This window comes from Flavobacterium sp. (assembly GCF_028689845.1).
In the GTDB taxonomy this organism is placed as follows: Bacteria; Bacteroidota; Bacteroidia; order Flavobacteriales; family Flavobacteriaceae; genus Flavobacterium.
Window position 1 is genome coordinate 1 of sequence record NZ_JAQVCH010000020.1, and the last position, 12,120, is coordinate 12,120.

Here is a 12,120-nt window from a genome sequence, read left to right on the forward strand (position 1 = left end):
GTGTTGTAATGTATTGCCAAGAATTATTACCCGAATTTCCAGCAGAAGTCACACAAATCATCCCACGGGTAAAAGCTAAATCAGCACCACGAGCACTAAAGGTTGTGGTTCCGTTCATATTGGCATACGTATAATTATAATTAGGATTATCAAAAACGGAATAGCCTAATGAAGTAGAAATAATGTCAACTCCTAAGCTATCTGCCAGTTCTGCAGCTTCCACCCAAAATGATTCTTCTAACGGATTTTCATAAGGAGCTTCCGTTTTAAATAAATAGTAGGATGCATCGGGAGCGGTTCCAACTAACTCCCCTTCTTTAAATCCGCCCATCGTAGAAAGCACTAAGGTGCCATGGCTACCTCCCTCATATACGTCTTCATCCCGATTCACAAAATCATATCCTCCTAAAATTTGGTTATTGTCTCGCAAACGCTGAAAAGCTTCGGTTGTATTAACGCCAGGAAACCCATTATCCATGACTGCGATTATTTTTCCGCTACCTGTAAAATTAGCTTGATGCAGTAAGTCGCCACCAATCATTTCTATTTGATTTGTCGAATTACCATACATAAAAGAAACTTGAATTTCTAAATTTTTGGTCACTTTAGCCTCACTGTTTGTTTGACTAAGCCTTCCGTTTTGATTTAAACTCGCATTAGCAAATTGTATAGAACTTACAAATGAAAATTCACTTAAAGCTTCGACCTCAGTTTGCAAACCTCGTACATGTAAACAATTCATCCACTTGGATTGAGCCAAAACTGTGATTCCAGGTTGAGCAGCAATTTGGGTTATATAGGCTTCATAAATAGGCACATCTAATAAATCCAAAGAAATATTTTGAACCATTCTTCTATCTAATGCCCGTTGAGAAAGCATCTCTAGCGGATTCTGAAAATAATATTCAGCATTTGGTTTGTCTGTCAAATAAATCCAAGCATCTTCTTGAGCAAAAACACCATTAGCTACAAAGAGAAAAAGTAAAAAGTAAATCTTTTGCATATTCTAAAATATAAAGCAAGTTATGAAATTACACCCGAACCAACTAATTCGTCACTATCATACCATGCGGCAAATTGTCCCGCAGTAATTGCCGATTGTGGCTGTTCAAAAACAAGGTAAAGGCCGCTTTCAAATTGATATAGCGTTGCTTTTTGAAGTGGTTGACGATAGCGAATTCGAGCTACTACTTCCCTATTTTCACCATTTTGAAGTTTTAAATCTTTGCGTATCCAATGTATTTCTTCGGGCTGAATTCGTAAGGTAGTTCGGAATAATCCTGGATGACTTTGTCCTTGTCCCGTATAGATTGTATTGGAATCAATAGCAGTAGCAATCACGAAAAGACCTTCTTTGGTTCCTCCAACATTCAACCCTTTTCGTTGGCCAATCGTAAAATAATGAGCTCCTTGGTGAACACCCACTTTTTTACCCATTGTGGTTTGATAGGGCAAGGCTTTCGATTCAAATTGTAATTTTTCTTCAAGCGAAGTAAATGAAGGTTTTGGCAAACTATAAATTGAATCTTCAGCTGAAATTTCAATAATTACACCTTCTTTTGGTTGTAATTTTTGTTGCAAAAATTCAGGTAAACGCACTTTTCCAATAAAACAAAGTCCTTGGGAGTCTTTTTTTTCTGCAGTGATTAAATCCATTTGCGAAGCAATTTCACGTACTTCTGGTTTGGTTAATTCGCCGATAGGAAATAACGCTTTAGCCAATTGATCTTGCGATAATTGACACAAAAAATAGGATTGGTCTTTATTGGTATCTACTCCGGCTAGTAATTGAAAAATTTCTTTACCGTCTTTTTCTATCATTCCTTTTCGGCAATAATGTCCCGTTGCCACAAAATCTGCTCCTAAAGAAAGAGCGATTTTCATAAAAACGTCAAATTTAATTTCGCGATTGCACAAAACATCTGGATTTGGCGTTCGTCCTTGCTCATATTCTTTGAACATATAATCAACGATACGTTCTTTATATTGTTCGCTCAAATCGACGGTTTGAAACGGAATACCTAATTTTTCGGCCACCAATAGGGCATCATTGGCATCTTCTAACCAAGGACATTCATTAGAAATAGTCACAGAATCATCGTGCCAGTTTTTCATAAACAGCCCGATAACTTCATATCCTTGTTCTTTTAGCAAATAGGCTGCCACACTAGAATCGACACCACCCGATAAGCCAACCACTACTCTTTTCATCAAAAAAACTTTTTACAAAGGTATTACTTCAAAAACAAAGCATTTAATTCTTTAACTTTTCTTTCGGTTTCAAATTTTTGCTTTTAGGTCGAGCTCGTTTATGCTCACTACGATTTTCGGTTTTAACTAATTTCCCGTTTTTATAAAAATACCATTTTCCTATTGATTTACCGTTTTTATATTGTCCTTTGGTATAGTTATCGCCTACGGCTTCTCTAAAAATGACAGGCCCATCATATTCCCCATTTTTATAAGTTGATTCTTCTAAAACAGTTCCGTTCTCAGCTACTTTTTGATAAGGCCCTTCTTTAATACCTTTATCATAAGTCGTTAATTCGGCCAATAAGCCCGTATTGTAAAACACTTTTTTTGTTCCGTGCAATTTTCCTTTTTTGTAATGCTCCAAAGTCATCAAGGTATCTGAACGCAAATGGTAAAATTTCCATTCTCCTTCATATATTTTATCAATCATTTTTCCTTCGCTTACTTTGAATTTTCCGTTATAAATAATGGTATAACAAGAGCCATCTTTTGCAGAAAAGTCACGTGTTGCAACTATTTTCTTTGTTTTGATATTGTCATAAAAAGTAAAAACACCAACTTCTTTTCCGTTTTCAAAAACACCTTCATATTTCAGGTTTTTAGTATCTTCATAATAGCCTTTCCATGGACCATATTTAGTACCGTTTTCATCTATTTGATTGGTCTTTTCTTGTGCAAAAAGGAAACATTGGCTAAATAAAAGAAAGAAGCCTATTTTTTTAATGTGAAACGTATTCATGAATATCTTTTTTAATAAAAACTGTATTGTTACAAAAATAGTATAAGTTGCCTGAAAAAAGTATAAAATACATTAAATTTGAAAAATATCAATTGGAAATCTATTATGAAAAATTTATTTTACACCTTGTTTCTCTTATCTTTTTTTATTGGAATGAGTCAGGTGACACTTCGAATCACTTCTATCCCCGGAAATACGCCACCAAGCTCTACTATTTATTTAGCTGGAAGTATCAATAATTGGAATGCCGGAGATGCTAATTATATTATGCAACCTGATGGATTAGGAGCGTATCAAATTATTATACCACAAGGAACTGGCAGTGTTGAGTATAAATTCACACGAGGAAGTTGGCCAACTGTTGAGGGAAATGCTTCAGGAGGCTTTTTGCCTAATCGAACGTTTACATTTACAGGTTCACCACAAACCATTTCGCTAACCATCCTATCGTGGGAAGACCTCACGGGCGGAGGTACCAGTACAGCTGCTTCCAATGTTCAAATTTTGAGTCCGAATTTTTATATCCCCCAATTGGATAGAAATAGAAGAATTTGGTTGTATTTACCACCCGATTATTTTACCTCTTCTAAAAATTATCCTGTTTTATATATGCAAGATGGGCAAAATTTATTTGATAATTTGACTTCTTTTTCTGGAGAATGGCAAGTTGATGAAACCTTAAACAACCTATTTAATCAGGGCGATTACGGAGCGATTGTTGTTGGAATTGACAATGGGTGGAGGCAATCGTTTAAATGAATATTCACCTTGGGTAAATGCCGAATATGGTGGCGGTGAAGGCGATGAATACATGGCGTTTTTGGCAGAAACCTTAAAGCCTTATATTGATGCTAATTTTAGAACCCGCACTGAACCGACAATGAATGCCTTAGTTGGCAGTTCAATGGGAGCATTGATTGCCACCTATGGAGCTGCAGAATACCCATCATTATTTGGAAAAATAGGTTCGTTTAGTCCCGCTTATTGGTTTGCCATGTCTGAGTTGAATACCTATTTGAATTCGGCAACAAGCTACACTAACCACCGTGTCTATTTTGTGGCAGGGCAAAATGAATCCACTACTATGGTTCCTAATATTAATGCCATTCGGAATACGATGCAAAACAATGGATTAACTTCATCCAACACTTTAACCAAATTTGATTCCTATGGAACGCATACAGAAACCTATTGGCGAGGCGAATTTGCAGCAGCCTATCAATGGTTGTTTCAAAATGAAAATTTATCGATAAACAATTCAGAACTAAGTCGCCCACATTTATTATCCTTAAAAAATGGCAAAATTTGGGCTGATGGATTTGATCACGACACTGTTTTTGATATATATAATGTAGCTGGGCAAAAAATAAATAGTCTTTTAATTCAAAACGGAATGAATACGCTATCACAAACTATCCCAATTGGTATATATTTTTTAAAATCAGGAGAACTAAATTTTAAAATAATTGTAAACTAAATCGCATTTTTTGAAATACTGTTTATTAAATTTTTGTTAAAGTTAAACAAGTTACTGACCTACATTTTTTTTTAAAAACAATCTAAACCCACTATAAATACTGATATTTTAATTTTTATTTGATTTCAAATAATTTTATATTGTTTATTCTTTATTAAAAATGTTTAAACAAAATTAAATAATTATTCTATATTTGCATAGAACAATTAAAAACTTATCAAATGAAAAAAATTAATGTATTAAAATCAATGCTTTTTGCATTTTTAGCATTTTCAACCTTATCATGTAGTGATGATGATGAAGTAGGTGTACCACAATCGAATACAATTGCTGCTATTGCTCAGCGTACAGATGACTTAAGCATCTTAGTACAAGCTTTAGTAAAAGCAGATTTAGTTACTGTTTTAGATGGAACAGATGATTATACTGTATTTGCACCTACAAACGCCGCTTTTACTGCTTTTTTAACAGCTAACAACATTCCAAATCTTGATGCAGTTCCGGTATCTGCTTTAAGAGAAATTTTATTAAATCACGTTGTTGTTGGTACTGTAACAGGTGATCAATTGCCAATGGCGGGTTATATTAAAACGTTAGGTAAAGGAGCCGCTTCTTCTTCAAACATGTTAAATATGTATGTAAACAAATCAAGTGGCGTTCGTTTAAACGGTGTATCAAGTGTTACTACTGCTAATATTGCAGCTTCAAATGGTGTAATTCATATTGTTGATGCGGTAATTGGTTTGCCAACAGTGGTAACTTTTGCAACGGCTGATCCTACGTTTTCAACTTTAGCTGGTGCATTAACGTCACAAGGATTAGTGCCAACTTTAAACGGAACTGCTGGTTCTCCATTTACTGTTTTCGCACCAAATAATGCTGCTTTTGCTGCATTAGACGCTGAAATTCCAGGGGTTTTATCAACATTATCTTCAGACCAGTTAACTTCAGTATTAACGTATCATGTTGTGGCTGGTGCTAACGTATTAGCTGGAAGTTTAGTAGACGGAATGGAAGTAACCACTTTTGAGTCTGGAATACTTACGGTTAATTTACAAGGTGGAGCAAATTTAATTGATGAAGCGGGAAGAACTACTGCTATCATTGCTACAGACGTTCAAGCTGCAAACGGAGTTATTCACGTTTTAGGAAACGTTTTGATTCCTGCTTTTGACTAAATAAAATTTAAATTGCTATGAAAAAGTAAGCCTCGACATGTCGGGGCTTTTTTTGCACTTCTAATTTTTTCATTACCACATTAGAAGCGAAATTTGGTTAATAGTAACTTCCACAAAGTTTGAAAATCCAAAAAGACATATCAGTAAGGATTAACAATGTAATCCATAAAAAAAAGCTCCAATATAATTGGAGCTTTTTAAGTAGTATAAAAAAGTTACTTTTATTTCTTAGCATTCTTTTGTTTTTCAGCCTCTTCCATCATTTCCTGCATTTTGCGTTGAAAACGATTCATTGTTTTTGGCTTTGTTTTATTTTCTTGAATTCGTGCATGAATTCTATTTTCATCAATGATATAATTTTTAATCACTAACATAATTCCAATGGTAATGGCATTCGAAATAAAATAATACAAACTCAAACCAGAAGCAAAATTATTAAAGAAAAACAACATCATTAAAGGAGAAATATAAATCATGATTTTCATGATTTTACCCATATCGGGCATTCCTTCTTGTGGTGGTGCACTCATAGCCTGATCTCCCGTTGTCATTTTCATATAAAAGAAAATTGCAATCGAAGCCAATATTGGGAATAGACTCACGTGATTTCCATAAAACGGAATGTAGAAAGGCAAATTAATAACCGAGTCAAAAGAAGATAAATCGTTTGCCCAAAGGAAACTTTTTTGTCTTAAATCAATAGCCGAGGGAAAGAAACTAAACAAGGCATAAAACACCGGAATTTGCATCACAGCAGGCAAACATCCCGCCATGGGGTTCACTCCTGCTTTAGAATACAACTTCATTGTTTCTTGTTGTTTCTTCATCGGATCTTTTCCAAACTTGGTGTTTAATTCTTGAATTTCCGGACGCAGCACTTTCATTTTTGCTTGAGACAAATACGATTTATAAGTAAAAGGCGACATCACAATTCGAACTAAAATTGTTAAGAAGATAATGGCTAATCCGTAAGGAAAAAACCCAATCAATAAGTCGAAGGTAGGAATAAATACATAGCGATTTATCCAACCAAAAATCCCCCAACCCAATGGCACAATTTCATCTAAATTTTTGTCATATGCATCTAAAATATGATAGTCCGTTGGTCCATAATACCAATTCATATTATAGTTCACTTCGCCGTTTTTAAACGCTAAAGGAAACGAAGCTTTAAATTGTTTAGTGAAAAGCGTATCTACTTTTTCATCTTTTACTAAATTTTCTGAAAGAATCGCTACTTTCTCAAAAGGCGTATCGGTTAATAAAACGGATGAGAAAAAATGTTGTTTAAAAGCAACATAGCTTACATCTTTAGGATCGTCAGAAGTAGAAGTTCCTTGACCTAGGTAGTCATCTTTTCCGCCTTCATATTCAAAAATTAATTCGGTATATCGATTTTCATAGGTAACACTTTTTTCATTTCGATATGATTTTAAACTCCAATCTAAATTTAATGGATTACTTGAATTTAAAACCGTATTTAACCCTTGGGAACGAATAGCAAAATCAAGCATGTATTCATTCGGTTTCATCACATATCGATATTCTAAATACTTATCATTTGCCGATTTTAATCGCAAGGTTAAGATTTGATTTGCTCCTTCTTTAGTTAGAACAGGTTCAAAAAATAAATCTTTCGTGTTTAAAGTTCGGTTATCAGCCGTTTTTAATTCGATATTAAAATCAGCATTTCCGTCTTTAATAATTTTTACTTTTTGACCAGAGCCTTTTTTGAATTGCTCAAACTGTTTTAATTCCGCTTCAACAATATATCCGCCTTTATTGGCAATTTTTAAACGAACTAATTCATTTTCTAGTGTTGTAAAAGCTGCTTTTGCGGATGGAAGAGAAGCTGAATAAGCAAATGAACCTAAACTACTTTGTAGTTGTGTCATTTGTAGCGAATCTGAAACTACCGCTTGTGGTGCAGAAGGTGTGGCAACCGCTGTTTCTGAAGGAGCAGCTTTTTGAGTCGTTTCAACTTGTTCTTGTTGGGGCTTTTTTAATTGCTCGGCAGCATCTTTCTGCTGGCTGTTATACATCACCCAAACCAGGATTATAAATATCAATCCGAATCCGATAAGGGAGTTAACGTCTAATTTTTTTTCTTCCATTTACGTTTTAATTTCTAGTTCTGAGTTTCAAAATTAGTTTGAAACTGATTTATGTAAAACAGCGGCCTTTACAAATCCAACAAAAAGCGGATGTGGATTGGCTACTGTACTTTTATATTCTGGGTGATATTGCACACCAATAAAAAAGGGATGATTAGAAATTTCAACAATTTCTACCAATCCTGTTTCAGGGTTTACACCACTTGCTTTTAGACCTGCCTTTTCAAATTCAGTTCGGAAACGATCATTGTATTCATAACGATGGCGATGACGTTCTGCAATTTGGCTTTTTCCATAAATAGAAAAAGCTTTAGAATTAGGTTCTATCGCACAAGCCCAACTTCCTAAACGCATGGTTCCACCTTTGTCTGTAATTGTTTTTTGCTCGTCCATTAAATCAATGACTGGATAAGGAGTTGCTGGATTCATTTCGGTAGAATTGGCCTCTTCATAACCCAAAACATTTCGTGCATATTCTATAACGGCCATTTGCATTCCCAAACAAATACCAAAAAAAGGCACTTGATTTTCTCGCACATAACGAACAGTTTCAATTTTTCCTTCGATGCCGCGTTCTCCAAAACCTGGAGCAACTAAAATACCGTCAAAAACTTTGAGTTTTTCGGCAACATTGTCCTTATCAATATATTCCGAATGCACGCTTACAATATTTACTTTGGTTTCATTGGCTGCACCGGCATGAATAAACGATTCTAAAATAGATTTATACGAATCTTGTAATTCTACATATTTACCGACCAAACCAATTGTAACCGTATGCTTTGGATTTTTTAATTTGAATAAAAACTCATTCCATTGTTTTAAATCTGGAGTAGCTTTTTCTGGCAAATTTAATTTCTTCAACGCTACTTTATCCAAGCCTTCTTCTAGCATTAAATTAGGCACATCATAAATGGTAGAAGCATCAATAGATTGTATAACCGCTTCGCGTTTTACATTACAAAATAAAGCTAATTTTTGACGCAATTCATCTGATAATTCATGTTCTGTACGACACACTAAAATGTCAGCTTGAATTCCGCTCTCCATTAATGTTTTAACAGAATGTTGCGTTGGTTTTGTTTTTAATTCACCCGCTGCGGCTAAATAAGGAATTAATGTTAAGTGAATGACAATTGCATTTTCATCGCCTAATTCCCACAATAATTGACGAACAGATTCTATATAAGGCAACGACTCAATATCGCCAACGGTTCCGCCAATTTCTGTTAAAACAATATCATATTCACCTGAATTGCCTAACAATTGCATGCGTTCTTTGATTTCATTGGTAATATGCGGCACGACTTGTACTGTTTTTCCTAAAAACTCCCCTCTTCGTTCTTTTTCTATCACAGAAAGATAAACTCTACCGGTAGTTACATTATTTGCTTGCGAAGTTGGCACATTTAAAAATCGTTCATAATGGCCTAAATCCAAATCGGTTTCTGCTCCATCATCTGTTACAAAACACTCGCCATGTTCATAAGGATTAAGCGTTCCGGGGTCGACGTTAATATACGGATCAAACTTTTGAATAGTCGTTCGATATCCTCGTGCTTGCAGCAATTTTGCTAGTGACGCAGCGATAATTCCTTTTCCTAAGGAAGAAGTCACACCGCCGGTAACAAAAATATACTTGGTTTGATTCATTGTGTTGTTGTTTGTAGTTGTAGTTGTGTGTGTTTTAAAATAAACCGAATTATTTCATTTCAAAACGGGGCAAAAATACGATTATAATTTGTCAATTTGACAATTAATCGTTGCGAAATTTTTATTTAAAAATGATGTTGAAATTGAAATACTAAGATGGTTTAGCAAATTTTTTACGGATATTTCGAACCAACTCTTCTAATCCATTTAGTTTTAACTCATAAACCAACTCCAGTTGCTTTCCTAGGGTTCCATTCGGAAAACCTTTTGTACGATACCAAACGACATAATATTCGGGTAAATCGATCAAATAATAACCCTCATATTTGCCAAATGGCATTTTGGCATGAGCCAATTGAATTAAAATTTTTTGTTGGTCATCCATAATTTTAAGTAAGAACAGAATGATTTATGACCACTGGAATTGAATCTTTTTTTCGATATCCGGATGCAAACTAAACCATACGGGACAAGTTAAAGCCGTTCGTTCTAAAATAGTCTTCGTTTTTTCATCTGGATGAATGGAAAACTTAAAATTGACTTCAATTGTAATAATCCGACGTGGCTCTATTCCCATAATCTTAGTAACTTCGGCCGTTGAACCAGAAAAATCCACCTCTAAATCGCGGGCTTTAATTCCCATCACGGTAAACATACAACTCGCTAATGCATTGGCAACGGTATCGGTTGGTGAGAAAGCTTCTCCTTTACCGTTATTATCTAAAGGAGCATCTGAAATGATTTCATTTCCTGATAAAACATGAATTGAAGAAGTGCGAAGCTCTCCTAAATAAGTTACTTTTGAAGTCATTATTCTACTGGTTTTATGGTTAAGTCTTCATCGTAATACAAGATATAAATTCCTTTATTGGAATAACCCGTAGCTAATTTTTTCTCGTAATCAAATTTATTTTCAACACCTGCTGTTGCCGTATTTTCGATGGTTTCTTCAAATGAACTGGTTTGTGATAAACGTAAAAGGGTATCAAAAACTAAATCAAAACCACGAATGGCATATTGATTTGGGTTCACGTTATTAATTTTTCTGTAATGACTTGCAAACAGAATAGATTCTGGTGTTTCTTTATAATTTGTTACCGATGGAAAGATGAGATTTTGTTTTAGTATTTTTTGAAAAACTTCCGTTGTTTCAAACGTGTCATTCATATCCAAGGCCACCAAAGCTACTTCATAGCCTTGTTCTTTAGCAATATTACATTGAGATAAGGCATTGAAAATCATACTTGTAGAAGCCGTTTCTAATAAAAAATAATTGGTTTTATTTCGAACTAATCTTGGCGTAATACTATCAGAAATTAATCCGCCTTTTTCATTTAAGGGAACAACATAAACATCCTTATGATTGGTTTCAATAAATTGTTTAGAAGAACTTTTCTTTTTATCAATCATCGCAATCATATTTCCTTTTTTGTTTCGAATAAAATCCAACATCGAATTCTTTACTAAATCACTTGAAGGCAACGATTGATATAAATTAGGATAGGTTCGAGAAGTTTCCCGTAAGGGAGAAATAACCGGAACATTTGCATTTTGTAATAATTCGGCTGTTTTTTCAACATATTGTGGATAAAACGGACCAATAATGGCATCAGCATCTTCTAAACCTTTGTTTCGAACGATTGCTTCTACCGCCGATGAGCTTTTGGTTTCCTGTGAGTCATAAATCTTAACTTTAAAATTTAATCCTATTGTTTTAGCTGAGTCGATGGCCATTAACGCACCAGAATAAAAATCTAAAGTCATATTTAAAAAACCATCACGTTTTAAACGAGCTTGTGTGGATAGTGTTGTGTCGCTTTCGATATTTGAAATATTAAAAGGCAATAACAGCACTAATTCTTTTTGTTCCGCCTTATAAATTGTTTTTTGCAAGTCTTTGATTTCTCTATTCTGACCTGTATTTAATGAGGCATTTAAAGGAACTCTTAAAACCATTCCTTCTTTCACTCCTTCTTTTAATTCGGGATTTAAACGAATTAATTCTTCTGCATTCACTCTAAAAAGTTTTGTTAAACCATAAAGTGTTTCTTTTGGCTTTACTTCATAGGTTAGAAAATCATTAGCCGTTTTGTTTTCTGAAGGAAACGATTGATTTTTGACCTTATTCCCTAAATTAATAATCAAAGGATAACCAATAGTTAAACCATTTTTAGTTTCTGGATTCAACATTTCCAATACTTCAACCGAAGTTTCATATTTTTTAGCAATACTAAACAAGGTTTCTTTTGGTTGAACTTCATGAATTAACGCTTGATTAGGTTTGACTGGTGTCGCAATTGAAATAGGCTTTGAGGCCGTCAATTGAATAATCTGACCTATTTTTAAACCATCTTTTAATTCTGGATTCAGCTTTTCTAATTCTTGTACAGAAATACTATATTGCTTAGAAATACCATACAACGTTTCTTTAGGCTGAACTTCATGCGTTTTTACAGAAGTGGTGCTGGTTGAAGCGATTATTGAAGACGGAATAATCAAGACCGCATTTTCTTGAATTCCATTTTGTGCGTCCGGGTTTAACCGATAAATATCATAGGGAGTGACTTTATACTTTTGAGCAATTTGTGTAATAGTCTCTCCTTTTTGAACGGTATGTTTCTTTAAATTGTTGGGTTGAGCAAATACTATTTGTCCAATACTTAAAAAAACAAGAGCAATTTTAAATCCTAAATTCATTTTTTGGGG

The 12,120-nt window shown here is 34.3% G+C and carries 11 protein-coding genes; 3 read left to right on the forward strand and 8 right to left on the reverse strand.

What is annotated here, in order from left to right; all coding sequences use genetic code 11:
• From PHR76_RS08730 to PHR76_RS08740, 3 genes are all read right to left on the reverse strand, one after another.
• A partial coding sequence (locus tag PHR76_RS08730) for a S8 family serine peptidase (RefSeq protein ID WP_300061108.1) occupies positions 1-1,003 on the reverse strand: 1,003 nt, incomplete at its 3' end.
• Between the two features lie 20 nt (positions 1,004-1,023).
• The gene (gene mnmA / locus PHR76_RS08735; protein ID WP_300061111.1) at positions 1,024-2,211 is read right to left on the reverse strand and encodes a tRNA 2-thiouridine(34) synthase MnmA; all 1,188 of its coding nucleotides are present in this window, start codon (positions 2,209-2,211) and stop codon (positions 1,024-1,026) included.
• 43 nt (positions 2,212-2,254) lie between these two features.
• On the reverse strand, positions 2,255-2,992 hold the full coding sequence (locus PHR76_RS08740; protein WP_300061114.1) for a hypothetical protein: 738 nt from the start codon (positions 2,990-2,992) through the stop codon (positions 2,255-2,257).
• Between the two features lie 105 nt (positions 2,993-3,097).
• On the opposite strand from PHR76_RS08740, the gene PHR76_RS08745 reads away from it, so the two are divergent.
• The 3 genes from PHR76_RS08745 to PHR76_RS08755 all read left to right on the forward strand — a co-directional run bounded on the left by PHR76_RS08745 (position 3,098) and on the right by PHR76_RS08755 (position 5,647).
• Positions 3,098-3,751, forward strand: a complete 654-nt coding sequence (locus PHR76_RS08745) for an alpha/beta hydrolase-fold protein (RefSeq protein WP_300061116.1) — start codon at positions 3,098-3,100, stop codon at positions 3,749-3,751.
• Entirely contained in the window at positions 3,726-4,469 is a 744-nt protein-coding gene (locus PHR76_RS08750) for an alpha/beta hydrolase-fold protein (RefSeq protein WP_300061119.1), read from the forward strand. The genes PHR76_RS08745 and PHR76_RS08750 overlap by 26 nt, the downstream gene beginning before the upstream one ends.
• 221 nt (positions 4,470-4,690) lie before the next feature.
• Positions 4,691-5,647: a fasciclin domain-containing protein gene (locus tag PHR76_RS08755; protein WP_300061122.1), complete on the forward strand. Its 957-nt coding sequence runs from the start codon at positions 4,691-4,693 to the stop codon at positions 5,645-5,647.
• 221 nt (positions 5,648-5,868) lie between these two features.
• Here PHR76_RS08755 and yidC read toward each other — a convergent pair whose 3' ends face one another.
• The 5 genes from yidC to PHR76_RS08780 all read right to left on the reverse strand — a co-directional run bounded on the left by yidC (position 5,869) and on the right by PHR76_RS08780 (position 12,111).
• Entirely contained in the window at positions 5,869-7,761 is a 1,893-nt protein-coding gene (gene yidC, locus PHR76_RS08760) for a membrane protein insertase YidC (RefSeq protein WP_300061125.1), read from the reverse strand.
• 33 nt (positions 7,762-7,794) lie between these two features.
• Complete coding sequence (locus PHR76_RS08765; protein WP_300061128.1) at positions 7,795-9,414, reverse strand: CTP synthase; 1,620 nt, start codon at positions 9,412-9,414, stop codon at positions 7,795-7,797.
• Between the two features lie 151 nt (positions 9,415-9,565).
• Positions 9,566-9,799 (reverse strand): DUF3820 family protein, encoded by a 234-nt coding sequence (locus PHR76_RS08770; RefSeq protein ID WP_300061131.1) that lies wholly within the window; start codon positions 9,797-9,799, stop codon positions 9,566-9,568.
• 24 nt (positions 9,800-9,823) lie between these two features.
• Positions 9,824-10,225, reverse strand: a complete 402-nt coding sequence (locus tag PHR76_RS08775; RefSeq protein WP_300061134.1) for an OsmC family protein — start codon at positions 10,223-10,225, stop codon at positions 9,824-9,826.
• Positions 10,225-12,111: a LysM peptidoglycan-binding domain-containing protein gene (locus PHR76_RS08780; RefSeq protein WP_300061137.1), complete on the reverse strand. Its 1,887-nt coding sequence runs from the start codon at positions 12,109-12,111 to the stop codon at positions 10,225-10,227. The genes PHR76_RS08775 and PHR76_RS08780 overlap by 1 nt, the downstream gene beginning before the upstream one ends.
• Positions 12,112-12,120: the final 9 nt, after the last annotated feature.

Bases quoted from the DNA above. Each gene is read 5' to 3' on its own strand.
- PHR76_RS08770 (WP_300061131.1), bottom strand. From the start codon at position 9,799: ATGGATGACCAACAAAAAATTTTAATTCAATTGGCTCATGCCAAAATG.
- PHR76_RS08755 (WP_300061122.1), top strand. From the start codon at position 4,691: ATGAAAAAAATTAATGTATTAAAATCAATGCTTTTTGCATTTTTAGCA.
- PHR76_RS08765 (WP_300061128.1), bottom strand. From the start codon at position 9,414: ATGAATCAAACCAAGTATATTTTTGTTACCGGCGGTGTGACTTCTTCC.
- PHR76_RS08745 (WP_300061116.1), top strand. From the start codon at position 3,098: ATGAAAAATTTATTTTACACCTTGTTTCTCTTATCTTTTTTTATTGGA.
- PHR76_RS08780 (WP_300061137.1), bottom strand. From the start codon at position 12,111: ATGAATTTAGGATTTAAAATTGCTCTTGTTTTTTTAAGTATTGGACAA.
- PHR76_RS08750 (WP_300061119.1), top strand. From the start codon at position 3,726: ATGGGTGGAGGCAATCGTTTAAATGAATATTCACCTTGGGTAAATGCC.
- yidC (WP_300061125.1), bottom strand. From the start codon at position 7,761: ATGGAAGAAAAAAAATTAGACGTTAACTCCCTTATCGGATTCGGATTG.
- mnmA (WP_300061111.1), bottom strand. From the start codon at position 2,211: ATGAAAAGAGTAGTGGTTGGCTTATCGGGTGGTGTCGATTCTAGTGTG.
- PHR76_RS08775 (WP_300061134.1), bottom strand. From the start codon at position 10,225: ATGACTTCAAAAGTAACTTATTTAGGAGAGCTTCGCACTTCTTCAATT.
- PHR76_RS08740 (WP_300061114.1), bottom strand. From the start codon at position 2,992: ATGAATACGTTTCACATTAAAAAAATAGGCTTCTTTCTTTTATTTAGC.